A 23257-nucleotide genomic window follows, 5' to 3' on the forward strand; every position below is an offset into this window, starting at 1 on the left:
GCGACATGCTCCTCGACACTCCCGTGCGCCTCGGCGTGCAGCTGCACCCCCAGCAGGTCACCTACCCGCAGATCCGGGATGCCGTCACCCATCTCGAAGACATGGGTGTCGACATCCTGTTCAACTGGGATCACTTCTTCCCGCTCTACGGCGACCGCGACGGTATGCACTTCGAGTCGTGGACGATGCTCGGCGCCTGGGCGGAGCAGACGGAGCGGGTCGAATTCGGCGCGCTCGTCAACTGCAACAGCTATCGCAACGCCGACCTGCAGGCGGACATGGCCCGCACGATCGACCACATGTCGGCGCGCGGCGGCGAGGGCCGGTTCATCTTCGGCACGGGCGCCGGCTGGTTCGAGCGCGACTACGACGAGTACGGCTACGAGTTCGGCACGCCCGGCACCCGTCTCAACGACCTCGCCGAGGGTCTGGCGCGGATCGAGGCGAGGTGGGCGAAGCTCAATCCCGCGCCGACCCGCAGGATCCCGGTGATGATCGGCGGCGGCGGCGAGCAGAAGACGCTGCGTCTCGTCGCCCGGCACGCCGACATCTGGCACAGCTTCGTGCGTCCCGACGGGCTGGCGCACAAGCTTTCGGTGATCGAGCGCTGGGCCGAGAAGGAGGGCCGGGACACGAGTTCCCTCGTGATCTCGAACGAGCTCGAGCGGCGAAGCCAGGACACCGCCGACACACTGTACGACGGCGGCACGCGCATGTTCACGCTCGGGTTCGGCGGACCCGACTACGACTACGACCTCGTCACCTCGTGGCTGCGGTGGCGCGACGCGAAGAACGGCGTGTGAGCCGCGGCATCCGGCGGTCGTAGGCTGAACCCCATGGTCTCGGAGCTCTTCGACGCTGATGAATGGATGCCGCCACCCGGCGACGACTCCTACACCGACATCACCGCGCACGTGTCGAAGGACGGCCGGATCGCGCGCATCGCCTTCGATCGTCCGGAGGTGCGCAACGCCTTCCGCCCGCACACCGTGGATGAGCTCTACCGCGCGCTGGACACCGCCCGCCAGGACCCGCGGATCGGCGCCGTCCTCCTCACCGGCAACGGTCCGAGCCCCAAGGACGGCGGCTGGGCATTCTGCTCGGGAGGCGACCAGCGCATCCGGGGACGCGACGGCTACCGGTACGAGCCGGGCGGCGGCCCCGCCCCGGACGTTGGGCAAGCCGAAGGCGAGACGGAACGCATCGGCTCTCCGACGAGCTCGGGGACCGGCGCCGCACCCGCGGCATCCGTCGGCCGCCTGCACATCCTCGAGGTGCAGCGCCTGATCAGGTTCATGCCGAAGGTGGTCATCGCGGTGATCCCCGGCTGGGCGGCTGGGGGCGGGCACTCGCTGCACGTGGTGTGCGACCTGTCGATCGCCAGCGCCGAGCACGGGCGCTTCAAGCAGACCGATGCGGATGTCGGGTCCTTCGACGCCGGCTACGGCTCGGCGTACTTCGCCCGCCAGATCGGTCAGAAGTTCGCACGCGAGGTCTTCTTCCTCGCCGAGGAGTATTCGGCGCAGCGCGCGTACGAGATGGGCGCCGTGAACCGGGTGGTGGCGCACGCCGATCTGGAGCGCGAGGCGATCGCGATGGCCCGCACGATCCTGACGAAGTCGCCGACGGCCATCCGCATGCTGAAGTTCGCGTTCAACGCCGTCGACGACGGCCTGGTCGGCCAGCAGGTGTTCGCGGGCGAGGCGACGCGCCTTGCGTACGGCACCGACGAGGCAGTCGAGGGCCGCGATGCGTTCCTCGAGAAGCGAGACCCGGATTGGGCGCCTTACCCATGGCAGTATTGACGCGGGCCGGTTCAATGCCGCGGAGCGGCGTTGATGCGGCACGGGTCAAGGTTGAGCGAGCCGCGCGAAGCGCCGCGAGTCGAAACCCCGCGAGCGCCGCCGCGAGTCGAAACCCGGGGCGCGCATGAGACTCGAGCCCGTCATCGGCGACGATCCTCGCGACATCCTGCGCGCTCTCAAGAGCGCCTTGCACGGCGCGGGGCCCGCGCTCGGCCTGGGGGGAGTCAACGTGCTGCCCGGCGAGGTGCGCCCGGGCACCGCCGTCGTGGTCACGACGTCCGGATCCACCGGCATCCCGAAGAGCGTGGTGCTCAGCCGCGACGCCCTCACGGCGAGCGCCCTCGCGACCGCGGAACGGGTGGGGGAGGGCATGTGGTTGCTCGCGCTGCCGGCGAGCTATGTCGCCGGCATGCAGGTGATGGTCCGGTCCATCGTCGCCGACCGTGAGCCCGCGATCCTGAGCGGATCGTTCACTCCGCAGTCCTTCGCGGCCGCAGCGCTCATGATGGTCTCGACAGAGCGCGGCGTCCGCATCCCGACCTTCACCTCGCTCGTTCCCGCGCAGCTGACGAGACTTCTGGATGCCGCCGAGACCGATTCCACTGTGCTCGCGTCACTCCGCTCGTTCGAGACCATCCTCGTCGGCGGGCAGGGGCTGCCCGCGATCGCACTCGAGCGCGCCGAGGCCGCGGGAGCGCGGGTCGTCCGCACCTACGGCTCGACCGAGACGAGCGGGGGATGCGTCTACGACGGTGTGGCACTGCGCGGAGTCTCGGTCCGCATCGTCGAGGGCGAGGTGCAGATCTCAGGCCCTGTCCTCGCGGACGGCTACGTCGGCGACCCCGAGATGACGGATGCCGTGTTCCACCGCACCGCCGACGGCACGCGGTGGTATCTCACCGGCGATGCCGGGCTGATCGAGGACGACGTGCTGCGGGTGCGCGGACGCATCGACAATGTCATCGTCTCGGGCGGCCTCAACGTGTCACTCGACCGTGTCGAACGAGTGGTGCGGGGGATTCCCGGCCTAGAGTCGGCCGTCGTCGTCGGCGTGTCCGACCCGCGCTGGGGCGAGGCATCCGTCGTCGTCGTCCCGCGAGGCGAGGCGCTTCGGCGGAGCGAGTCGGTGCAGCTCGAAGAGGCCCGCCAGGCCGTGTCGAGCGAGATCGGGCCGCACGCACGCCCGAGCCGGCTGGTGCTCGTCGACGACCTCGCCACGCTTCCCAGCGGCAAGCCCGACCGCGAGGCGATCCGCTCCGCGGTGGCGGCGCTGCACTGACCCGGGTCAGGTCTGCACGACGCAGAACCTGTTGCCCTCGGTGTCCTCCAGGACGATCCAGTCGGCATCCTCGGGATAGGAGTCCCACTCGACCTCGCGGGCACCGAGGCTCACAAGCCGCTGGATCTCAGCGTCCTGATCGTCGGCATAGAGGTCGAGATGGATGCGCGGCGGATAGTGCTGCGGATATCCGGTCACCGACAGCGCGATGCTCGCACCGGCGGCATCCCAGCTCTCCTTGTACGGCGGATCGAGGATCACCCAGTCATCCGACGGCTCGCGGCGATTGACGTAACCCAGCGCAGCCCGCCAGAAGTCGCCGGCGCGTGTGATGTCCTCGACCGTCAGGACGGTCGATCCCATGGTCAGCATGCCGCCAGTTTCGACGACGACGTCGACGCACACCAGGGGGTTGCGCATCTCGACTTGTCCACACCGCCGCACCCTGTTACGGTGCGCATCGACGCGCGCCGTAAGATCTGTGCTCGTGGCAGGCACCCCCAGCAAGAAGCGCAAGCGCCCCGGACCCTCCAAGCAGCCGTCGCGAGGCAACCCGCAGAAGGTTCACGAGGCCCGCGATCCGCGGCACGTCGAGCCGGCGACCACCCGGGACTGGATCTCGGCAGCGCGTCTTCGCACGCTGCCGCTCGCGGTGACACCGATCCTGATCGGCACCGGCGCGGCCATGCTCGTGACAGACGTGTTCCACTGGGTCATCGCGCTGTTCTGCCTGATCGTGTCGGTGTCGCTGCAGATCGGCGTGAACTATGCGAACGACTACAGCGACGGCATCCGGGGCACCGATGACGTCCGCGTCGGTCCCACGCGCCTGACCGCGTCCCGGAAGGTCAAGCCGCGTGCGGTGCTGACGGTCGCGCTGGTCTTCTTCCTGATCGCGGCGATCGCGGGCCTTGCGATCGTGGTCCGCACCCAGCAGTGGTGGCTCATCGCCGTCGGTGCCGTCTGCATCCTCGCCGCATGGCTCTACACCGGCGGAAAGCGCCCGTACGGCTACTACGGCCTCGGCGAGCTGTTCGTCTTCGTCTTCTTCGGGCTCGTCGCGACGCTCGGCACCACGTGGGTGCAGGCGTTCGCGCTGCCGCAGGAGGCATGGTTCGGTGCCGTCGGTGCGGGACTCCTCGCATGCGCGGTGCTGCTGGCCAACAACCTCCGCGACATCGACCAGGACCGCAAGGCGGGCAAGCGCACCCTGACCGTCCTGATCGGTCGCACCGCGACGCGGTGGCTGTTCACGGTGATCGTGCTGGTCGCGTTCGTGATCGCATGCTTCCTCGGACTGTTCTACCCGATCGCCTGGCTGACGCTGCTGGCACTGCTGTCGGCCCTGCCGGCGATCCTCATCGTGTGGTCCTACCGTGCGCCGCGCGAACTGGTCGTGGCCCTCGGGCTCATGTCGCTGACCTCGGTCGCGTACGGCGCGTTCCTGTGCTGGGCGTTCGTCGCCTGAGTCCTCAGTCCGCGGCGGCGCGTCCTTCGGCCGCGTCTGCCGCGGCGTCCTCTGCGCTCTCGTCGGTCTCCACGCTCGAGGCAGCACGGGCACGGGCGCGGCGCTCCGCGAGACCAGTCGAGATCTCGTCGAGCGGCCTGCGCAGGAAGATCACCGAGAGGCTCAGGCCGATCAGCGCCGCGAAGATGGCGGCGAGCCAGTAGTACTCGCGCATCACGGGGAACAGCATCAGGATCGCGAACGGCACGATGAACGCGAGCAGCCGCAGCACGGTGTAGACGAGAGCCGAGCGCGCTTTCATCCGTCAAGTCTAAGTCGCGCGTCCGGCCGCCGAATCCGAGCGAACGGCGACGGTTCGGTCACGACCGGGCCACAGGCGCGTGAGCCGCCTAGGATGGAACCGTGGTTCGGGTGCTGCTCATTTCGGCCCTGGTGCTGACGGCCTTCTGGGTCTTCACCATCGTCGACTGCGCCATCCAGCCGCCGATCCGGCATCGCGGCGTCAGCAAGCCGATCTGGGTGCTCATCGTCGTGCTGCTGCCGGTCCTCGGCGGAATCCTCTGGCTTGCGGTCGGACGCGCTCGCGGCGTGAGCAGGACCGCCCGCCGCGCTCCCGACGACGACCCTGAATTCCTCGGCCGGATCGGCACCGTCAGCGACCAGGACGAGCGCATCCGCCGCCTCGAGGAAGAGCTCGCCCAGCTCGACGCCGAAGACGACGACCCGCGCTGGACGCCGCCGGAGGGTCCCGCCGTCTCGGGTGGTGCCGCGGCGACACCGTCACCCGGAGCTCCCGCCACCGAGCCGCCGGCGCGTCCGACGGACGGCGACGACGACAGCCGCGGTCAGCGCGGCGCCGTCACCTGACCGTGACGGGCGAGGCACCGCGACTCGCGTCTGCCGCGACCGATGCCGCTGCGGCGCTCCTCACCCGCCTGGTGGAACTGGGCGTCGAGCATGTCGTCCTGAGCCCGGGATCCCGATCCCAGGCGCTCGCCCTCGTCGCGGCCGAGTTGGAGCGCCGGGGATCCGTGCGGCTGCATGTGCGGATCGACGAACGCGTGGCCGGCTTCACGGCGCTGGGCATCGGACGCGAGACCCGGATGCCGGCCGCTCTGGTCTGCACGTCGGGCACAGCTGTCGCGAATCTGCTTCCGGCCGCTCTCGAAGCTCACCACGCCGGGGTTCCGCTGCTGCTGCTGACCGCGGATCGGCCGCCCGAGCTGCGAGGAATCGGAGCCAACCAGACCACCCGTCAGCCGGGCATGTTCGCGCCGACGGTGCGGTACGAGGCGGATCTTCACGTGCCGGACGAGATCGACCCCACGGGCGACGGAGAGCAGAGCCTCATGCTGCGCCGGGTGGCCGAAGAGGCCGTCGCCGCGGCTCTCGGCGCCGGGATGTGGTCCGCGGGTCCGGTGCATCTGAACCTGCCGTACCGCGAGCCGCTCGCCGGCGCCCTGCCCGGCTGGTTCGGCCTGCCGGCCGTGGAGCTGACCGTCGCCGTCGACGAGGATCCCGACGGCGCGCCTGTCGACATCCCGGCGGAGGAAGAGGCCTCGGGCGCGCTCTACCAGGGCGGCGGCGGCATCGGCGAGGCCGACATCCCGCTCGAACCGGAGAACGAGCCGTACGTCATCGCGCGGGGCCCACGCACGCTCGTCGTCGCGGGCGCGGATGCCGGCGCTCCGGCCGAGCAGCTCGCGCACGCGGGCGGATGGCCGCTGGTCGCCGAGATCGTCAGCGGCGCGCGGTTCGGACGCAACCTGGTGCACGGGTACCGATCGCTGCTGACCGACCCGGCGCTCGGCGGCGCCGTCGAGCGCGTGATCGTGCTCGGCCATCCGACGCTCAGCCGCGAAGCGGCAGCACTCCTGTCCGACCCAGACCTCGAGGTCATCGCGGTACGGGGACCCGGCGAGCCCATGAACCTGAACGGCGCGACGACCGCCGTCGACGCGGTCGCGGTCGCCCCGGGCGACATGGACCGGCAGTGGCTCGGGGCGTGGCTGCAGGCGTCGCGCGCGGCATCCGTCGATCTGGCGCCACCCGCGCCCGATGCCGCCGGGCTTGCGTCGGAGATGCCGGAGGAGCGGCTCGGCGCGATCACGGCCGAGCTCGCCGCCATCCGAGCGCCACTTGACCGGGCGACCCTCGTCGACGCGGTCTGGCGTGCCACCTGGCCGCACGATCGCCTCGTGTTCGGGTCGTCGCGGCTCGTCCGCGTCGCGGATGCCGTGCTCGGCGGAAAGAAGGTGCCGGTCCACGCGAATCGCGGGCTCGCGGGCATCGACGGCACCGTCGCGACGGCCCTCGGCATCGCCCTGGCCAGCCAGGCGCGGTCCGAGGTCGGGATGACGCGCCTGCTGCTCGGCGATCTCGCGCTCCTCCACGACGTCGGCGCGCTGCTGCTGCCGCCGGGCGAACGCGAACCGCGCATCCAGGTCATCGTCGGCAACGACGGAGGCGGCACGATCTTCGACGACCTCGAGGTCGCGGCGCTCGCCGAGCGATCCGACATGGATCGCGTGCTGTACACCCCGCATTCGGTGCGGATCGAGCAGCTCGCGCTCGCGTACGGCTGGGAGTACCAGCGAGTGACGACCCGTTCCGCCCTCGATCAGGCGCTGACCTCGACCTCAGGCGGCCGGCAGATCATCGAGGTTCCGCTTCCGCGTTAGCCCTGAGGCGGCGCGTCCTCGCACGACGGCCCGCACTTCGGGCCGCCCGCGCGACATGATGGGGACATGATCGCGATCAGCCAGAAGCATTGGACGGGGGATGTCGCCGAGCTGCTGCGCGTCGGCGACGGATTCGTCCTGGACGACGTCGACCCCGAGGACACCCCCGGATACGAACGCAGCAAGAAGCACGCCGCCGAGGATCTCGCCTCGGGGGCGCTGCAGCTCGACGAGTACCAGGAGCGGCTGTATGCGCAGAGCCGCGTCGACGCGACCCGAGCGTCGGTGCTGCTCGTCCTGCAGGCGATGGACTCGGCCGGCAAGGGCGGCATCCTGCGCCACGTGGTGGGCTCCGTCGATCCCCAGGGCGTCTCGATCTCTGCTTTCAAGAAGCCGACCGACGAAGAGCGACGGCACGACTTCCTGTGGCGCGTGAAGCGCCGTGCCCCCGAAGCGGGCATGATCGGCGTCTTCGACCGGTCCCACTACGAAGACGTCCTGATCGGGCGTGTGCGCGAACTCGCGCCGCCCGATGAGATCGAACGTCGCTACGGGGCGATCGACCGATTCGAGAAGCGGCTGACGGATGCCGGCACCCGCATCGTGAAGGTGATGCTGCACATCTCGCGCGACGAGCAGAAGGAACGGCTCATGCGCCGGCTGGACCGGCCGGACAAGCACTGGAAGTACAACCCCGGCGACGTCGACGAGCGCGAGCTCTGGCCGAAGTACATGGCTGCGTACCAGACGGTGTTCGAGCGCACCTCGACCGCGCACGCACCGTGGTTCGTCGTGCCGGCTAACCGCAAGTGGTACGCGCGGATCGCCGTGCAGCACCTGCTGCTCGAGGCCCTCGAGGACATCAACCCGCACTGGCCGGCGGCGACGTACATGGTGGACGCCGAGAAGAAGCGCCTCGCGGCCAGCTAGGCCTCGCCCCTCGCGCTCCAGGCGACCGCAGTGATGGTGAAGGGAGCCGCGGGAAGCAGCTCCCGGCAGCGTTCGCGGACGTCGTCGCGCTCGAGGTCGGGAAGGGCGGCCAGCTGCTGCCCGGCGAGAGAAACTCCCACGGTGTAAGGAGCCCACCAGTCCTCGAACGTGGTGTAGGCGACCTCGACCGTGAGTTCGGAGTCCTCGACGGCTGTGCACCCGGCACCGTGCAGCAGCGTGCTCAGATCGCCTGAGCGCGCACCGACGAGGTGCGACTCATCGTTGATTCCCGCGACGACCGAGCCGAGCGCCGCGTAGAAGAGGCTCAGGGGCGCCCTCCCGCCTGCGAAATCCCACACGCACGCCGCGACCACGCCGCCGGGGCGCGTGACGCGCACCATCTCACGGGCGCCGGCCGCGGCATCCGTCATGAAGTGCACGACGAGCTCGGCGAGCGTGGCATCGAAGACATCGTCGTCGAAGGGCAGGCTCTCGGCGACGCCGTGGCGGATGTCCGCCCAGGGGTGTCTCGCCGCGGCGGCGGCCACGAAGCTCTCGGAGGGATCCACGCCGGCGACCTCGGTCTCGCCGAAGCGGGCGGCGAGCTGCTCGGTGAGGGCTCCCGGCCCGCACCCCACGTCCAGTGCGCGACCCTCGCGGGGCAGACCGGCGCTGTCGACGAAACGCGCGGCGAGCGGCCGGGAGTACCGGCCCATGAAGCTGTCGTACGCCTCGGCGGCGACGTCGAACGACATGGCCGCAGTCTACGCTCGCCGGATTGATCGCATAAAGATAGTTGCGTCGTAGAATAGTTGATGTGATACAGTACTTGCCATGACACAGGAAGACGCATTCGCGGCGGATCTGCTGCGAGGACACACCGACACCATCGTGCTCGGCGTGCTGCGTCACGGCGACCAGTACGGCTTCGAGATCTACAAGGCCATTCGCTACGCGACCGGCGGCGATCACGAGATCAAGGAGGCGACACTGTACGCCACCTACCGCCGTCTCGAGAGGGACGGGCTCGTGGAGTCCTACTGGGGCGACGAGACGCAGGGCGGCAGGCGAAAGTACTACCGCATCACCGACGCGGGCCGCGCCGTCTACCGCGGCAATGTGACCGCGTGGGTCGCCACGCGACGAATCATCGACTCTCTTCTCGACGTGAAGGAACAGCAATGAATTCCGACATCCATCGCCTGCTCGACGAGGCGTTCGCCGGCATCGAGATGACTCCCGACGCGCAGGATCTGAAGGAGGAGGTGCGGGCCAACCTCGTCGCCCGCACCGCCGAACTCGAGGCTTCGGGCCGATCGTCCGCGGATGCCGCGCGCCAGGCGATCGCCGAGCTCGGCGACGTGCGCGACCTGCTGAGCGAGACGGATGGCGCGGCGCCGCACACGGCGACTGTCCGTGAGACCTCGCAAGCCGCCTTCCTCCGCCACCGGGTGCGGCCCAAGGCCGGGTTCGTCGTACGGGTGGTCGTCTGGTCGATCCTGCTCGTTGTCGGGCTCACCCTGGCCGTGCTCGGCGCGACCGAAGTGCTCCCGCTGCCGGTCGGTCCGATCATCGCGCTGCTCGGGGTCGCCGCCACCGGTGTCGGGCTCATCGTCGGGGACTCGCTGGCGCAGGAGACGACGACCAACCACCCCATGCCGTCCAGCCGGGCGGGCGGCTACGGCCTCGCCACGTTCCTGGGCTTCTACGGCCTGGGATTCGGCGGCCTGATCGCGCTCGGAACGCTGCCGGTGTGGTGCGTCGTGTTCGCGGCCCTCGGGGTCATCGCCTCGATCATCCTCTTCGCCTTCCTCGGCGCGACGCAGACGAATCGCCACAAGGCGTGGACGCGTGCGGCGTGGCAGCACGACGTGAGCAACCGATTCGAGGACGAGCCCGAGACTGCCGCGCGATTCGGGATCTACACGGCAGTCATCTGGCTCGTGACCTTCGGCGTGATCGTCCTGCTCGTCTTCACGGTCGGCTGGTGGTGGGCGCCGCTCGCGTTCCTCGGCGGCTTCGCCGTGATGATGATCCTTCTCGCCCGCATGATGTTCGGCCCGAGGAAGCCCTCCGCCGAGTAGCCGTCCCGCGCACACACCCCCCGGCGGTCCCCATCGGAACCGCCTGAAACCCACACAAAAGGAAGGGATGCTCCGCCATGCCTGAAAACCCAGAGTCCGCCATCGTCGCGGACGAACTCGTGAAGGTCTACCGCAGCCGCAGGACCGAGATCCGCGCGGTCGACGGACTGAGCTTCACCGTCCCGGAGGGTCGCGTGTTCGGCCTGCTCGGCCCGAACGGCGCCGGGAAGTCGACGGCCACCAAGATCCTCACCACCCTGTCCGCGCCGACCGCGGGCACGGCGCGCGTCGCGGGCCACGACGTGCGCCGCGCGCCGAACGCCGTGCGCGCCTCGATCGGGTACGTGTCGCAGGGCTCGAGCACCGACCCCGTGCTGACCGCCCGCGAGAACCTCGAGATCGCGGCGCGACTGCGCGGCGCGACCTCGGCCGACGCACGTGCCCGCGCCGTTGCGCTGCTCGAGGACTTCGGGCTCAGCGATGCATCGCGCCGACCGGTGAGCACCTTCTCGGGAGGGATGCGGCGCCGGCTGGATGTCGCGGCCGCGCTGGTGCACCGGCCGACCGTGCTCTTCCTCGACGAGCCGACGACCGGCCTCGACCCCGAGGCGCGCGCAGTGATGTGGGCCGAGATCCGGAGGCTGTCGGGCGAGGAGGCGCTCACCGTCGTGCTGACGACCCACTACATGGAAGAGGCCGACCGCCTCGCCGATGAGCTGCTCATCGTGAACCGAGGCCGGGCGGTGGTGCAGGGGACCCCCGAGCAGCTGAAGACCGCCCTGCACGGCGACTCGGTGCGCGTATCGCTCATCGAGCCCGACCCGGTCGCCGTCCGCTCCGCCGTCGCCGGGCTCGCGGGCCTGCGCGACGTCGTGGTGGAGGCATCGGGGGTCGGCGGCACTCTGGCCGCCCGCACCGACGATGCGTCCGCCGCCGTCGGCTCGGTCATCGCCGCGCTGGATGCCGCGGGCATCCGCTACGGGCAGGTCGCGGCATCCCACCCCACCCTCGACGACGTGTACCTGCACTTCGTCGGCCACACCTACGACGAGGCCGCACCGGCGTCCGTCCTCTCGACAGGAGCAGCAGCATGACCGCCGTGACTCTCACCCCCACCTCGATCCGGCCGGTCCGCGCCGGATGGTTCACCCAGACCGGGCAGGTGCTCCGGCGCTGGCTGCTCTCGACCTGGCGCCAAGTCTGGGGACCCGTGATGTCGCTCGTGCAGCCGATCATCTGGATCCTGCTGTTCGGCGCGGTGTTCTCGTCGCTCGGTGCGCTGCCGCAGTTCGGCGGCGAGGGGTACATCGACTACCTCGTGCCGGGCATCCTGATGATGACCGTGCTCTACTCGGGGGCGTGGGCGGGCACCGGGTTCATCGACGACATCAACTCCGGTGTCATGGACCAGTACCTGACCTCGCCGCTGTCGCGCACCGCGATCATCTCGGGGCAGCTCGCCCAGCAGCTCATCGTCAACCTGGCGCAGTCGGTCGTCGTGCTGGGCATCGGATGGCTCGCCGGCGCGCGCTACCCCGGTGGCATCGGCGGGATGCTGGTGGCGCTCGTCGTCGCGACGATCCTCGCCACGATCTTCTGCTGCTCGTCGAGCGCGGTCGCGCTGACCGCGCGGAGCCAGATCGCGCTGATCAGCCTGTCTCAGCTGATCGTGCTTCCGGCGACGTTCCTGTCGACCGCGATGATGCCCGCCGACCTCATGCCGGACTGGGTGCAGAACGTCTCACGCTGGAACCCGATGACGTGGGCGGTCGAACTCGGCCGCGGCGGGCTGACCGGGACATACCCCGAATCCGACTGGTGGCAGGCGACCGGTCTCGTCGTGCTGGCGGGGCTGGCGTTCTTTTGGGCGGTGCGTTCCATCCGGGCGTACCAGCGCTCGGTCTGAGGAACCGCCGGCGAGTCCCGTCGTCCGGTCGTTGAGCGAGCGGAGCGAGACGAAACGCGCCCAACCTTTCGGAACGGCTTGGCCCCGGGGGGGGTGTGCGCTACGCGAGGGCGTCGACGATCGGACGGAACTTCACGCGGGTCTCGAGCAGCTCCGTCTCGGGGTCGCTGCCGGCGACGATCCCGGCACCGGCATGTGCCACGACCGGAATCGTATCCGAGTAGTCGCCGTGGCCGCGCATCGGCTCCGCGCCGATCTGCGCGCAACGCAGCGCGATCGCCCACTCGCCGTCGCCGTGGGCGTCGACCCAGCCGACCGGACCGGCGTAGCGGCCGCGGTCGAAGGGCTCGAGCCGGCGGATCAGCTCGATCGCGGCATCCGTCGGCGTGCCCGCCACCGCCGCGGTGGGATGCAGCGACGCGACGAGATCGAGTGCCGAAGCGTGGTCGGCGAGCTCGCCGGCGACGTCGGTCGCGAGGTGCCACAGGTTCGGCAGCTCGAGGGCGAACGGCTCTTCGTCGGCCCGCACCGATCGGACGTGCGGAGCGAGGGCGTCGAGCACGCTCTGCACGGCATAGCGGTGCTCGTCGAGGTCCTTCCCGCTGTGGGAGAGGGCGATGGAGGCCGCGGCATCGTCGTCCGCGTCCGCACCGCGTGGGAACGTCCCGGCCAGCACCCGCGCGGTCACGGCCCCGCCCGACACGGTCACGAGCGTCTCGGGGCTCGCGCCGATCAGGCCGTCGACCGCGAATGTCCAGGTGTCGGGGTACCCGCCGGCAAGCGCGCGCACCAGCCGGCGCAGGTCGGCGTTGGCCGGGACGGTGCCGATGAGATCGCGGGCGAGGACCACCTTGCCGACCTCGCGTGCCGCGATGGCATCGAGTCCCGCGCGAACCGCCGCCTGATAGCCCTCGGGGTCGAGGGCCCCGGGGCCGAGCGTCGCGGACCAGTAGGGGCCGTACGGCACGGCGCGCAGCGGAGGCGGCGGCGCGTCATCGGCCACCGACCGGATCCGCGTGATCCATGCGCGGCCTTCGCGGCGGCCCACCACGGTGTGCGGCACGATGAGCCGGCTGGACGATCGCGAGCGGGGGTCGAAGGCCAGGGCACCGAACGCGACGAGTCCGGTGCCGTGAAGTCCGACCGGGTCGTCGACCTCGGCGTCCGCGCAGATCGCACGCCACGCGTCGGCCGCCGAGGGACCGCCGTCGCGGCCGGGTGTCGTGCCGCCTGTCTCGAACCCTGTCAGCATTCCGCCCAGGCCGATGATCCCGTCGCTGCGGCGCAGCCAGGCGAGCGGAGCACGCGGGTCGGCGAACAGGAGGAGGTCGTCGACCGGGTCGATCTCGCGGGTCTCGACCGCCAGTCGCGACGGGCGAGAAAGGTCGGTCACCCCTCAAGCCTAGAGTCGAGGCGGGTCGATGCGGGCATCGCCCGCGTTGAGGCGCCTGTACTCTGGATCGAGCAGCGGGCGAAGCCCGCGTGTGGAGATCTCCCGCGGAAATAGACTCGCACCGTGACCGATGCTTCGACCCCGTCCCGCCCCTCACCCGGCACCCGGCTGATGTTCCGGTGGCGCAAATGGGATGGCGGAGACCACTGGGTGCACGAGTGCGTCTACCTCGGCCGCGACCGGTGGGGGGACTGGTTCGGCCAGCTTCCCGGGTGGGACAGCGCGCGACCCGGTCGCGTGGTCGTGCCGCGGCATCCGAATGTCACCCTCGTGCCGCCCACCGGAGACTTCGCCTACACGCGGAACGCGCCGCCGCACGACACGCCGACGTACATCGACATCGCCTGGGACGTGCACTTCGAAGGCGCCGAGCCCACCGGGATCGACATGGACCTCGACGTCGTCGACCGCGACGGCGTCGGCGTGTTCATCGACGACCGCGACGAGTGGGACGAGCACCGCGTCGCCTACGGCTATCCGCTCGACATCGTCGAGAAGCTCGAAGCACTCGCGATCGACCTGGAAGCCAAGGTTGCGGCGCGGCAGGCCCCGTTCGATCTCGCGACGGCAGACGGCTGGCTCGCCCGCCTGCACGAACTCGGGCTCGACCCGGGCCACGCCTAGACTCGACGGATGACCCCGACCGAACCCGAGCACGAGCAGCACCGCGCCGACCTGCACAAGGATCCGGCGCGGGTGAGCGGGATGTTCGATGAGGTCGCGCCGGGCTACGACCGCACCAACACGGTGCTGAGCATGGGCAACGACCGGCTCTGGCGGGCCGCGACGACCCGCGCCGTCGCCCCCCGCCGCGGCCAGCGCATCCTCGACGTCGCGGCGGGCACCGGCGCGTCGAGCGTCGCACTCGCACGCAGCGGCGCCGATGTCATCGCCGCAGACTTCTCGCCCGGGATGATCGCCGAGGGCGAGCGCCGGCACGGCGGCGGATCGCCGGGCGGCGGCATCCCGAATCTGTCGTTCGTGCAGGCGGACGCGACGGCGCTGCCATTCGCGGATGCCGAGTTCGACGCCGTGACGATGTCGTTCGGTCTGCGCAACGTCAACGATCCGAAGAAGGCGCTCCGCGAGCTGCTGCGGGTGACCAAGCCCGGCGGTCGCCTCGTCGTGTGCGAGTTCTCGCATCCCCCCTCGACGACCTTCAACGGCCTCTACCGGTTCTACAACGACCGGGTGCTGCCCGTCGTCGCGAAGACCGTGAGCTCCAACGCCGCCGCGTACGACTACCTCAACGAGTCCATCCGCGACTGGCCGGATCAGCGCACCCTCGCCGCCTGGATCCGTGAGGCGGGGTGGGCGGGTGTCGCCTACCGCAACCTCTCGTTCGGCATCGTCGCCCTGCACCGCGCGCACAAGCCCGAGGCCGGATGACCCCGGAGCGCAGGCGCGGCGTGGGCGCGCGGCCCGCCGGTAGGCTATCCCCGTGACTCCCTCAGCGTCGAACGCGCGGCTCGCGGGCAAACTGAGCCTCACCGATCGCGTCTTCGCGGGCCCGCGATCGCGTCGGCTGATGGCCGAGGTCGAAGCGGGGCTCGAGCGGGTGGACCGCAGTCTCGAGCGGGAACTGCACGTCAGCGACGCCCTGGCCGACACGACGAGCCGCTATCTGTACGAGGCGGGCGGCAAGCGCGTGCGCCCCATGCTGACGCTGCTGACGTGCCGCCTCGGTGACGGGGCGACGGATGACGTCATCGAGGGGGCCACCGCGCTCGAGCTGACCCACCTCGGCTCGCTCTACCATGACGACGTGATGGATGCCGCCGACAAGCGTCGCGGGGTGCCCAGCGCCCATGCGGTCTGGGGCAACAGCATCGCCATCCTGACCGGAGACCTGCTCTTCTCGCGAGCGAGCCAGATCATGGCGCGGCATGGCGAGCGCGCCATCCGGCTGCAGGCGGACACGTTCGAGCGGCTCGTGCTCGGACAGATGCACGAGACGGTCGGACCCCAGGAGGACGACGATCCCGTCGCGTTCTACCTGCAGGTGCTCGCCGACAAGACCGGCTCGCTCATCGCGGCCGCCGCGCAGACCGGCGTCATCTTCGGCAACGGCCCCCGCGAGCTGGAGCAGCCCATCTTCGAGTTCGGCGAGAAGGCCGGCGTCGCGTTCCAGCTGCTCGATGACGTCATCGACCTGTCGGCCGACGCCGATGAGACCGGAAAGGTCCCCGGCACGGACCTGCGTGCGGGTGTGCCGACGATGCCGTATCTCGTCCTGGGACAGCGCAGCGACGCCGCGTCCGTCGATCTTCACGAGCGGATCGACGACGGTGTGGCCCGCATCGCGGACGGCGCCGACCCGTCGATCCTCGACGAACCGCTGGCCGAGCTGCGCGGCCACGAGGCGACCCAGGCGACCCTCGACCTCGCCCACGCGTGGTCGCGCTCCGCGGTCGACGCTCTTGCGCCCCTTCCCGATGGTCCGGTCCGCGAGGCGCTCACCCGCTTCGCCGAGGCAGTCGCCGACCGGTCCAGCTGACGAGACTGAGAGAACCGCAGATGACCAAACTCCGCCTCGCCATCGTCGGCGCCGGTCCCGCAGGCATCTACGCCGCCGACATCATCCTCAAGGCGGAGCGCAAGTTCGACGTCTCGATCGACCTGTTCGAGCAGCTCCCGGCACCGTACGGTCTCGTGCGCTACGGCGTAGCGCCCGACCATCCCCGCATCAAGGGCATCATCACGGCGCTTCGCGAAGTGCTGGACCGTGGCGACATCCGGCTGTTCGGAAACGTGCGCTTCGGCGAGGACGTCACCCTCGACGATCTCAAGCACCACTACAACGCGGTCATCTTCGCGACCGGCGCGGTACGGGATGCCGATCTGAGCATCCCGGGAATCGACGCGATCGGCTCGTACGGCGCGGCCGACTTCGTGAGCTGGTTCGACGGCCACCCGGATGTGCCGCGCGAATGGCCTCTGGACGCGGCATCCGTCGCCGTCATCGGCAACGGCAACGTGGCCCTGGATGTCGCCCGCATGCTCGCCAAGCACGCAGAGGATCTGCTGCCCACCGAGATCCCCGACAACGTCCACGCCGGACTCGCCGCATCCCACGTGACGGACGTGCACGTGTTCGGCCGTCGCGGGCCCGCCCAGGTGAAGTTCACGCCGCTCGAGCTGCGCGAAGTCGGCGAGCTCCACGACGTCGACATGGTCGTCTACTCCGAGGACTTCGACTACGACGAAGCCTCGAAGGACGCTATCGCGAGCAACAAGCAGGTCATGGTCATCGATCGTGTCCTGCAGTCGTGGCGCAAGCGCCCTTCCGTCGACAACTACGCGTCGGCTGCGGAGCCGGTCGAACGGGCGTCCCGGCGTCTGCATCTGCACTTCTACGCGAAGCCGCTCGAGGTCCTCGCCGACGACGACGGCCGAGTGACTGGATTCCGCTGGGAGCGCACACGGCCCGATGGCGAGGGCGGTGTCGTCGGCACCGGGGAGATCCGCGAACTGCCCGTGCAGGCCATCTACCGGGCCGTCGGGTACTTCGGCTCGCCGATCTCGGGCGTTCCCTTCGACGAGCGGCACGGCGTCATCCCCAATCACGAGGGTCAGGTGCTGCACCCCTTCTCGAACGAGCGCGTGTCGGGCATCTACGCGACGGGATGGATCAAGCGGGGTCCGGTGGGGCTCATCGGCCACACCAAGTCGGACGCGATGGAGACCGTTCGGCACATCATCAACGATCAGGGATCGTGGTGGCGGCCGGAGCACCCTGAAGAAGCGGCGATCCCCGCTCTGCTGGCCGAACGCGGAGTCGAGTGGACCGACCTGAAGGGCTGGCACCGACTCGACGAGCACGAGATCTCGCTCGGCGCTCCGCGCGGCCGCGCTCGCATCAAGGTCGTGCCGCGCGACGAGATGGTGGGCGTCTCGCGCCAAGTCGGAGGCTGACGGCCCGTCCGGCCGGTGGTCGCTGCCATGAACGATCCTGCTGGGTGGATTCCCGACGTGCTGGGCGACGGTTTCCAGCAGCGGACGCTCGCGCTCGGCGAGGACGACGAGGGCGAGGTCGTGGCGACGATCGTCCGGCACATGCCCGATGCCAATCCGCTGACGCGGGCGGCCTGGCTGGTCGGAGAGCGGCATTCGCTCGCGGATGTCGATGTGCTGTACGTCCACGGCTGGTCGGACTACTTCTTCCAGAGACGCCTCGCCCGGTTCTGGGTCGATCGAGGCGCTCGGTTCTATGCGCTCGACCTCCGCAAGTACGGCCGGAGCCTGCGACCCGGACAGACGCCCGGGTATGTGAGCGAACTCGGCGTCTACGATCACGACATCGCGTCCGCTCTCGAGGCCATGGGACGCGGAGCCGGCGGGACCGGGTCGTCGCGGCGCCTCGTCCTGATGGGACACTCGACAGGGGGACTGACCCTGAGCCTATGGGCTGACCGGCATCCGGATGTCGCGAGCGCCCTGATCCTCAACAGCCCCTGGCTCGAGTTCCAGCTGAGCGGCGTGACCCGTGCCGCGCTGGCCCCGATAGTCGAGCTTCGGGCACGCATGAGGCCGCTGAACACGGCGCCGCAGGTGGACCTCGGTTTCTACACCCGCGCGCAGGAGGCGGTGGCCGACCCGGATGACCCGATGGACATCAACGTCGAGTGGCGCCCCCCGCAGACGATGGCCGTGCACGCGGGCTGGCTCAACGCGGTGCTGGCCGGTCATGCCCGGGTCGCCTCGGGGCTGGCGATCTCCGCGCCGGTGTGCGTGCTGCTGTCGGCGAGGACGGCGATCCCGTCGCGCTGGTCAGACGAGCTGACGAGCGCCGACACGGTGCTGGTGGTCGACGACATCGCCCGGGCAGCGCTGAAACTCGGGTCTTCCGTCACGGTCGAGCGGATCGCCGGCGCCCTGCACGACGTGTTCCTGTCACGCCATGATGCGCGCAGCATGGCCTACGCCCGGCTCGACCGGTGGGTGGCCGGGTACCTCGAGGCGCGGCATCCGTCCCACCGGCAGCCGTCGTGAGCGGTCCGGGCCTCACTGTCCAGAGCGTCGACCCTGACAGGTCGCGTCAGGGCAGGTCGCGGCTCTACCGGTAGTTGACGAACTGCAGGTCGACGTCCAGGTCCGCCGCCTTCAGCAGCCGCTGCACCTCCTGGAGGTCGTCGCGGCTCTTGGACTGCACCCGCAGCTCGTCGCCCTGGATCTGCGACTTGACGGACTTCGGCCCCTCGTCGCGGATGATCTTGCCGATCTTCTTGGCATTCTCCTGCGAGATGCCGTCCTTGAGCGTCGAGGTGATCCGGTACTCCTTGCCGCCCGCGACGGGTTCACCGGTTTCGAGGCTCTTCAGTGAGATGCCGCGCTTGATCAGTTTGGTCTGGAACACGTCCAGCACCGCCTTCGCCCGCTCCTCGGTGTTCGCCTTGATCAGGATCGCGTCGCCGCTCCACTCGATGGAAGCGCCGGTGCCCTTGAAGTCGTAGCGCTGCTCGACCTCTTTGCGCGCCTGGTTCAGTGCGTTGTCGGCCTCCTGGTGGTCGACCTTGCTGACGATGTCGAACGAAGAATCAGCCATGCGCGGAAGTCTAGCCGAGGCCTGTCGGTCCCCACCGGCATGGCTGGTGGCGCCGGATGGGCGCGCCATCCGTGCCAGAATCGGGAACCGCACCACACCGGACCGTGTCAGGGTCCCGGCCCGCAAACCCCGTCCGGTCCGGAGGTGTCGTCGCCTGTCTCGGGAAAGGCCGTTGCATGACCTCCGTCGCCCCTCACCACGACGGGTCGCCGCTCCACGTGTCGAACCTCACCCCCAGGCTCGGCGATGTCGTGCGGGTGCTGCTTCGGGTGCCGGTGGACTACGGCCCCCTCGCCGCTGTGCGCACGCGTTCGAACCCGGATCATGAACCGGAGTGGGCGGATGCGGTCCGGCTCGGCTCGGCAGAGGGCTGGGACTGGTGGCGGGCCGAGATCGTCGTCCGCAATCCCCGCCACGGCTACCGCTGGATGCTGCAGCACGCGGATGGGCGCGTCGAATGGCTCAACCAGACCGGCTGCCACACGATCGAGACGCTGGATGCCGAAGACTTCGCCCTCGTCGCAAACCCCGGTCCGCCGGCTTGGCTGTTCGACTCCGTCATGTACCAGATCTTTCCGGACCGGTTCGCCCGATCGAGCGCGGCTGACGAGCGTTCGACGCCGGAGTGGGCGGTGCCGGCGAGCTGGGGCGACCCCGTCGCCTCGGTCTCGCCCGCGCGCTCGCAGCAGTTCTACGGCGGGGACCTCGATGGTGTGATCGACAAGCTCGACCACCTGGTCTCGCTCGGCGTCGACCTGCTGTATCTGACGCCGGTGTTCCCGGCGGCATCGAACCACCGGTACGACGCGGCGAGCTTCGATCGTGTCGATCCAGCTCTCGGCGGCGATGACGCGTATGTCCGGCTGATCGATGCAGCTCATGCGCGGGGCATCCGGATCATCGGCGATCTCACGAGCAACCACTCGGGCGACACCCACGAGTGGTTCCGCGCCGCCTACGGGCACCCGGGTGCCCCCGAGCAGGAGTTCTACTACTTCACGGATGACGACAACACGACGTACGTGTCGTGGCTCAGCCATGGCAGCCTGCCCAAGTTCGACTGGTCGTCGGCCGAGCTGCGCCGGCGTTTCATCGAGGGCGAGGACTCCGTCGTGGCGCGGTGGCTCACGCCGCCGTTCGCGATCGACGGCTGGCGACTCGACGTCGCGAACATGACCGGGCGTCTGGGGGCCGTCGATCTCAACGCCGAGATCCGGCAGCTGGTTAGCGCCAGGATGGCGGGCATCAACGCCGACATGATCCTGCTCGGCGAGTCGACGAACGACGCGGCGAGCGACCTGCAGGGCGACGCGTGGCACGGCGCCATGACGTACGCTTCGTTCACGCGCCCGCTGTGGGGCTGGCTGAGCGAGCCCGCGGACGCTGTGCATGTCGACGAGCAGGGCGGGCGGGGCGAAGCGTGGTTCTTCGGTCAGCCGATCGGCGGCATCCCGCGATACACCGCCCGCGAGTTCGTGGCTGCCGTCGTGAGGTTCACCGCCGGCATCCCGTGGCGAGTCCGCCTGGGCAGCATGCAGGCCCTCGACACGCACGACACCGCACGGTTCGCGACGAACGCGGCGCCCGGCACGATCCCCGTGGCGGTCGGGCTTTCGATGACGCTGCCCGGGCTGCCTGTCGTGTTCGCCGGCGACGAGTTCGGTCTCGTCGGCGCGGATGGCGAGCTCAGTCGAACCCCGATCCCGTGGGATACCGCCGGCGACCCTTCGACCGCGCAGCGGATCGCGCTGTACCGCGATCTGATCGGTCTGCGTCGTGCGCGTGCCGTGCTCGCCACGGGCGGCCTCCGCTGGGTGCACGTGGACGACGCCGGCATCGCGTTCGTGCGCGAGTCGGCGGAGGAGTGCGTGCTCGTGCTCGCGGCACGCGGCGATGTCGACGTCGACCTGCCGGCCGGCATGGTGCCGGGAGCGGCGCGCGCCGAGGCGATCTTCGGCGATGCGATGCTCGCGGTCGCGGATGACGGCGGCGTCCTTCTGTCGGCCGACGGTCCGGTGTTCGCGGCGTGGGTGCTTCCGGGTATAGAGGTGCCGGCATCCGCTACGCCGCCTGGACGCGTTCAGCCGCTGCGCGACGTCGTCGACGGCGAAGCGGCGCCGCCGCCGATCGTGTCGGATGCTGCACCAGAGGAGACGAAATGACCGATCCACAGCGGTTCGCGGCGTTGAGCGCAGGCCTTGCCGACGGGGTCCTGCGTCGCGATGGGCTCATCGGACTGGTGCTTCTGGGGTCGGCCTCGAACGCGGGAGCCGTGCGCCGCGACGAGTGGTCGGATCATGACTTCTTCGCGCTGATCGCAGCCGGGCGGGGTTCCGAGGTGCGCCCCGACCTGTCGTGGCTGCCCGATCAGGACCGGATCGTCCTGACGGCCCGCGAAGGCGAGATCGGCTTCGTCGCGGTCTACGACGACGGCCACGTCTTCGAATTCGCGTTCTCGGAGGCAGGTGAGCTCGAAGGCTCCCTCGCGGGGGACGCGACCGTCGTCGTCGATGATGAGGACGAGACGACGGCGATGCTCATCGCTCAGGCGAGAGCGCGCGCCGCCGGGGCCGACCGCTTCGATCCCGAGAACGACACCAAGCTGATGTTCGTCAAGCTCCTCATCGGCGTGGGCCGCGCGCGCAGAGGCGAGATCCTCAACGCCGGCCAATTCATCCGGTCGTGGGCGGTGCTGTGCCTGGTTCGAGCGATCCGCGGGCGGTTCGTGGACCGGTCCACGACCCTCCGCGACACGATCGATCCGCTGCGCCGGTTCGAGCAGGACTTCCCCGAGTGGGGCGTGCGGATCGCGCTGGCGCTCGAGGGATCCGTCGAGGATGCCGCGCGATCGCTCTTCGACCTCAGCCGCGAGATCCTCGAGCCCGGCTGGACGGCGTTTCCGACGCGCGCGGCCGGGGCCGTCGCCGCCCGGCTGGGCTGGAGCGAATAGCCGCATTTCGCTATGCGAGTACCGCACCGTTCTCGGTCGCGGTCCCCACGTCGCTCGCCCCGACGGGGGTCGCCGGACTCGGTGGCAGCAGGACCATCACCTTGGACAGCATGACGATCCAGCTGACGATCAGCACCGCTGACACCAGTTCGACGGCCGTGAGGTTGTAGTGGCGCGTCGCGAAGAGGACCGCACTCGCCGTGATCGCGGCCGCGAAGACGCATCCCGTCAGCAGGAACGAGCGCGGCGCCGAGGGGACGAGCCACGGCAGTCCGAACACCATCACGCCGAAGACCACCGCCATGCCTGTCGCGGCAGACGTGTGGGGCAGCCAGAATCTGTCGACTGGAAGCAGGCCGACGAAGGCCAGCAGCACCCCGATGAGTGTGAGCCCGAGCCGCACGAACAGGCGCGCACGGGCATCTCTCTCCGACGTCGTCCACGGGCCGGCCGTGATCTGCCGCGCGATGATGGTGACGATCGATCCCGCGAAGATCAGGGTGAGGTCGAAGGTCGGCCCCGATGCCTCGCGCGCCATGCCGAGGACGCTGAGATCCGCCTTCCACCACGTCGGATCGCTCGCGCGCAGCATGCTGGCGAATCCCCCTGCGACGAGCAGTCCCGCCCAGATCAACGACAGCAGTCGCGGGGTCAGACGCGCCGCCGAGAGGAAGACGACGTACGCGGTGAGGGCGATCGCGGCCCCGGCGAGCGGGACCGCAGCGTAGGAGAAGACGACGGCGCCCCGGAAGCTGTCCGCGAGCACCCGCGCGAGACCAGCCCACAGCAGCAGGGCGATGGCGCCATGGGCGAGTGCAACCGCTGCGACCTCGAACCAGCTCAACTTCGAGCCCGGCCGGTGCGCGGCATCCATCCGGTCGCCTGCAGCGGCAGATCGCGCAGCACGCGCGAGCGCGATGCGACCTGCGGTGAACGCGATCGTGGCTGCGATGGCAGCGGCGATCTCGGTGTACTCGCCGACCGATCCGGGCCCGACGATCCCGGGGTCGCGGCCCCAGAAGACCACGCAGCCGATCGTGCAAACGATGACGAAGACCGCAAACCCCACGGCGACCGCTGCAGACTCGGGAGATTCGCGATGAACGGGCGGATGCCGCAGTACCCGGACGATGGAAGATGCTTCGGCCATGGCGCA

At 69.9% G+C, this 23257-nt stretch carries 24 protein-coding genes; 18 read left to right on the plus strand and 6 right to left on the minus strand.

The window, feature by feature from the left end:
• The first annotated feature begins 5 nt into the window (after positions 1–5).
• The 3 genes from ABD212_RS12705 (at position 6) to ABD212_RS12715 (ending at position 3084) form a co-directional block, all read left to right on the plus strand.
• A complete protein-coding gene (locus tag ABD212_RS12705; RefSeq protein ID WP_344095170.1) occupies positions 6–803 on the plus strand; it encodes an LLM class F420-dependent oxidoreductase in 798 nt (265 codons plus the stop codon).
• Between the two features lie 33 nt (positions 804–836).
• On the plus strand, positions 837–1805 hold the full coding sequence (locus tag ABD212_RS12710; protein WP_344095172.1) for a 1,4-dihydroxy-2-naphthoyl-CoA synthase: 969 nt from the start codon (positions 837–839) through the stop codon (positions 1803–1805).
• Between the two features lie 124 nt (positions 1806–1929).
• On the plus strand, positions 1930–3084 hold the full coding sequence (locus ABD212_RS12715; protein WP_344095174.1) for an AMP-binding protein: 1155 nt from the start codon (positions 1930–1932) through the stop codon (positions 3082–3084).
• A 6-nt stretch (positions 3085–3090) separates the two neighbouring features.
• Here ABD212_RS12715 and ABD212_RS12720 read toward each other — a convergent pair whose 3' ends face one another.
• Positions 3091–3456, minus strand: coding sequence for a VOC family protein (locus ABD212_RS12720; RefSeq protein ID WP_344095267.1), 366 nt, complete (start codon positions 3454–3456; stop codon positions 3091–3093).
• A 115-nt stretch (positions 3457–3571) separates the two neighbouring features.
• Here ABD212_RS12720 and ABD212_RS12725 point away from each other — a divergent pair, with 115 nt between their 5' ends.
• Positions 3572–4552 (plus strand): 1,4-dihydroxy-2-naphthoate polyprenyltransferase, encoded by a 981-nt coding sequence (locus tag ABD212_RS12725; protein ID WP_344095176.1) that lies wholly within the window; start codon positions 3572–3574, stop codon positions 4550–4552.
• Positions 4553–4556: 4 nt separating this feature from the next.
• On the opposite strand, the gene ABD212_RS12730 is transcribed toward ABD212_RS12725, so the two are convergent.
• Positions 4557–4853 (minus strand): DUF4229 domain-containing protein, encoded by a 297-nt coding sequence (locus ABD212_RS12730; RefSeq protein WP_344095178.1) that lies wholly within the window; start codon positions 4851–4853, stop codon positions 4557–4559.
• 101 nt (positions 4854–4954) lie between these two features.
• Here ABD212_RS12730 and ABD212_RS12735 point away from each other — a divergent pair, with 101 nt between their 5' ends.
• From ABD212_RS12735 to ABD212_RS12745, 3 genes are all read left to right on the plus strand, one after another.
• Positions 4955–5419: a PLDc N-terminal domain-containing protein gene (locus tag ABD212_RS12735; RefSeq protein ID WP_344095180.1), complete on the plus strand. Its 465-nt coding sequence runs from the start codon at positions 4955–4957 to the stop codon at positions 5417–5419.
• Between the two features lie 2 nt (positions 5420–5421).
• Positions 5422–7233 (plus strand): 2-succinyl-5-enolpyruvyl-6-hydroxy-3-cyclohexene-1-carboxylic-acid synthase, encoded by a 1812-nt coding sequence (menD, locus tag ABD212_RS12740; protein ID WP_344095182.1) that lies wholly within the window; start codon positions 5422–5424, stop codon positions 7231–7233.
• Positions 7234–7299: 66 nt separating this feature from the next.
• A complete protein-coding gene (locus ABD212_RS12745) occupies positions 7300–8163 on the plus strand; it encodes a PPK2 family polyphosphate kinase (protein WP_344095184.1) in 864 nt (287 codons plus the stop codon).
• Here ABD212_RS12745 and ABD212_RS12750 read toward each other — a convergent pair.
• On the minus strand, positions 8160–8918 hold the full coding sequence (locus ABD212_RS12750; protein WP_344095186.1) for a class I SAM-dependent methyltransferase: 759 nt from the start codon (positions 8916–8918) through the stop codon (positions 8160–8162). The two genes, ABD212_RS12745 and ABD212_RS12750, sit on opposite strands and share 4 nt — an antisense overlap.
• Positions 8919–8997: 79 nt before the next feature.
• Between ABD212_RS12750 and ABD212_RS12755 the strand changes: the two genes are divergently transcribed.
• The 4 genes from ABD212_RS12755 (at position 8998) to ABD212_RS12770 (ending at position 12153) form a co-directional block, all read left to right on the plus strand.
• Positions 8998–9348 (plus strand): PadR family transcriptional regulator, encoded by a 351-nt coding sequence (locus tag ABD212_RS12755; RefSeq protein ID WP_344095188.1) that lies wholly within the window; start codon positions 8998–9000, stop codon positions 9346–9348.
• Positions 9345–10247, plus strand: a complete 903-nt coding sequence (locus ABD212_RS12760; RefSeq protein WP_344095190.1) for a permease prefix domain 1-containing protein — start codon at positions 9345–9347, stop codon at positions 10245–10247. The genes ABD212_RS12755 and ABD212_RS12760 overlap by 4 nt, the downstream gene beginning before the upstream one ends.
• Positions 10248–10324: 77 nt before the next feature.
• Positions 10325–11341, plus strand: coding sequence for an ABC transporter ATP-binding protein (locus tag ABD212_RS12765; protein ID WP_344095192.1), 1017 nt, complete (start codon positions 10325–10327; stop codon positions 11339–11341).
• Positions 11338–12153: an ABC transporter permease gene (locus ABD212_RS12770; protein ID WP_344095194.1), complete on the plus strand. Its 816-nt coding sequence runs from the start codon at positions 11338–11340 to the stop codon at positions 12151–12153. Before ABD212_RS12765 ends, ABD212_RS12770 begins: the two co-directional genes overlap by 4 nt.
• 100 nt (positions 12154–12253) lie before the next feature.
• On the opposite strand, the gene ABD212_RS12775 is transcribed toward ABD212_RS12770, so the two are convergent.
• Complete coding sequence (locus ABD212_RS12775; protein WP_344095195.1) at positions 12254–13546, minus strand: isochorismate synthase; 1293 nt, start codon at positions 13544–13546, stop codon at positions 12254–12256.
• Between the two features lie 123 nt (positions 13547–13669).
• Here ABD212_RS12775 and ABD212_RS12780 point away from each other — a divergent pair, with 123 nt between their 5' ends.
• Genes ABD212_RS12780 through ABD212_RS12800 form a run of 5 tightly spaced genes read left to right on the plus strand, consistent with a single transcriptional unit; the run spans position 13670 to position 18598 of the window.
• Positions 13670–14230, plus strand: coding sequence for a DUF402 domain-containing protein (locus ABD212_RS12780; protein ID WP_344095197.1), 561 nt, complete (start codon positions 13670–13672; stop codon positions 14228–14230).
• Positions 14231–14239: 9 nt separating this feature from the next.
• Positions 14240–14995 (plus strand): demethylmenaquinone methyltransferase, encoded by a 756-nt coding sequence (locus ABD212_RS12785; protein WP_344095199.1) that lies wholly within the window; start codon positions 14240–14242, stop codon positions 14993–14995.
• A gap of 46 nt (positions 14996–15041) precedes the next feature.
• Positions 15042–16103 (plus strand): polyprenyl synthetase family protein, encoded by a 1062-nt coding sequence (locus tag ABD212_RS12790; RefSeq protein WP_425561272.1) that lies wholly within the window; start codon positions 15042–15044, stop codon positions 16101–16103.
• A 20-nt stretch (positions 16104–16123) separates the two neighbouring features.
• Positions 16124–17521 (plus strand): FAD-dependent oxidoreductase, encoded by a 1398-nt coding sequence (locus ABD212_RS12795; RefSeq protein WP_344095203.1) that lies wholly within the window; start codon positions 16124–16126, stop codon positions 17519–17521.
• Between the two features lie 27 nt (positions 17522–17548).
• Entirely contained in the window at positions 17549–18598 is a 1050-nt protein-coding gene (locus tag ABD212_RS12800) for an alpha/beta hydrolase (protein WP_344095205.1), read from the plus strand.
• 64 nt (positions 18599–18662) lie between these two features.
• Here ABD212_RS12800 and ABD212_RS12805 read toward each other — a convergent pair whose 3' ends face one another.
• Positions 18663–19151: a YajQ family cyclic di-GMP-binding protein gene (locus ABD212_RS12805; protein WP_344095207.1), complete on the minus strand. Its 489-nt coding sequence runs from the start codon at positions 19149–19151 to the stop codon at positions 18663–18665.
• A 176-nt stretch (positions 19152–19327) separates the two neighbouring features.
• Here ABD212_RS12805 and ABD212_RS12810 point away from each other — a divergent pair, with 176 nt between their 5' ends.
• Positions 19328–21313: a glycoside hydrolase family 13 protein gene (locus ABD212_RS12810; RefSeq protein ID WP_344095209.1), complete on the plus strand. Its 1986-nt coding sequence runs from the start codon at positions 19328–19330 to the stop codon at positions 21311–21313.
• Positions 21310–22101 carry a hypothetical protein gene (locus ABD212_RS12815; RefSeq protein ID WP_344095210.1) on the plus strand — a complete coding sequence of 264 codons (792 nt, stop codon included), beginning with the start codon at positions 21310–21312 and terminating at the stop codon, positions 22099–22101. Before ABD212_RS12810 ends, ABD212_RS12815 begins: the two co-directional genes overlap by 4 nt.
• A gap of 10 nt (positions 22102–22111) precedes the next feature.
• Here ABD212_RS12815 and ABD212_RS12820 read toward each other — a convergent pair whose 3' ends face one another.
• Positions 22112–23251: a hypothetical protein gene (locus ABD212_RS12820; RefSeq protein ID WP_344095211.1), complete on the minus strand. Its 1140-nt coding sequence runs from the start codon at positions 23249–23251 to the stop codon at positions 22112–22114.
• Positions 23252–23257: the final 6 nt, after the last annotated feature.

Source organism: Microbacterium deminutum (assembly GCF_039530205.1).
In the GTDB taxonomy this organism is placed as follows: domain Bacteria; phylum Actinomycetota; class Actinomycetes; order Actinomycetales; family Microbacteriaceae; genus Microbacterium; species Microbacterium deminutum.

Excerpts from the sequence above, each read along its gene's own strand:
- ABD212_RS12705 (WP_344095170.1), top strand. The coding sequence starts at position 6 with ATGCTCCTCGACACTCCCGTGCGCCTCGGCGTGCAGCTGCACCCCCAG.
- ABD212_RS12710 (WP_344095172.1), top strand. The coding sequence starts at position 837 with ATGGTCTCGGAGCTCTTCGACGCTGATGAATGGATGCCGCCACCCGGC.
- ABD212_RS12715 (WP_344095174.1), top strand. The coding sequence starts at position 1,930 with ATGAGACTCGAGCCCGTCATCGGCGACGATCCTCGCGACATCCTGCGC.
- ABD212_RS12720 (WP_344095267.1), bottom strand. The coding sequence starts at position 3,456 with ATGCTGACCATGGGATCGACCGTCCTGACGGTCGAGGACATCACACGC.
- ABD212_RS12730 (WP_344095178.1), bottom strand. The coding sequence starts at position 4,853 with ATGAAAGCGCGCTCGGCTCTCGTCTACACCGTGCTGCGGCTGCTCGCG.
- ABD212_RS12745 (WP_344095184.1), top strand. The coding sequence starts at position 7,300 with ATGATCGCGATCAGCCAGAAGCATTGGACGGGGGATGTCGCCGAGCTG.
- ABD212_RS12750 (WP_344095186.1), bottom strand. The coding sequence starts at position 8,918 with ATGTCGTTCGACGTCGCCGCCGAGGCGTACGACAGCTTCATGGGCCGG.
- ABD212_RS12755 (WP_344095188.1), top strand. The coding sequence starts at position 8,998 with ATGACACAGGAAGACGCATTCGCGGCGGATCTGCTGCGAGGACACACC.
- ABD212_RS12760 (WP_344095190.1), top strand. The coding sequence starts at position 9,345 with ATGAATTCCGACATCCATCGCCTGCTCGACGAGGCGTTCGCCGGCATC.
- ABD212_RS12765 (WP_344095192.1), top strand. The coding sequence starts at position 10,325 with ATGCCTGAAAACCCAGAGTCCGCCATCGTCGCGGACGAACTCGTGAAG.
- ABD212_RS12770 (WP_344095194.1), top strand. The coding sequence starts at position 11,338 with ATGACCGCCGTGACTCTCACCCCCACCTCGATCCGGCCGGTCCGCGCC.
- ABD212_RS12785 (WP_344095199.1), top strand. The coding sequence starts at position 14,240 with ATGACCCCGACCGAACCCGAGCACGAGCAGCACCGCGCCGACCTGCAC.
- ABD212_RS12795 (WP_344095203.1), top strand. The coding sequence starts at position 16,124 with ATGACCAAACTCCGCCTCGCCATCGTCGGCGCCGGTCCCGCAGGCATC.
- ABD212_RS12800 (WP_344095205.1), top strand. The coding sequence starts at position 17,549 with ATGAACGATCCTGCTGGGTGGATTCCCGACGTGCTGGGCGACGGTTTC.
- ABD212_RS12805 (WP_344095207.1), bottom strand. The coding sequence starts at position 19,151 with ATGGCTGATTCTTCGTTCGACATCGTCAGCAAGGTCGACCACCAGGAG.
- ABD212_RS12810 (WP_344095209.1), top strand. The coding sequence starts at position 19,328 with ATGACCTCCGTCGCCCCTCACCACGACGGGTCGCCGCTCCACGTGTCG.
- ABD212_RS12815 (WP_344095210.1), top strand. The coding sequence starts at position 21,310 with ATGACCGATCCACAGCGGTTCGCGGCGTTGAGCGCAGGCCTTGCCGAC.
- ABD212_RS12820 (WP_344095211.1), bottom strand. The coding sequence starts at position 23,251 with ATGGCCGAAGCATCTTCCATCGTCCGGGTACTGCGGCATCCGCCCGTT.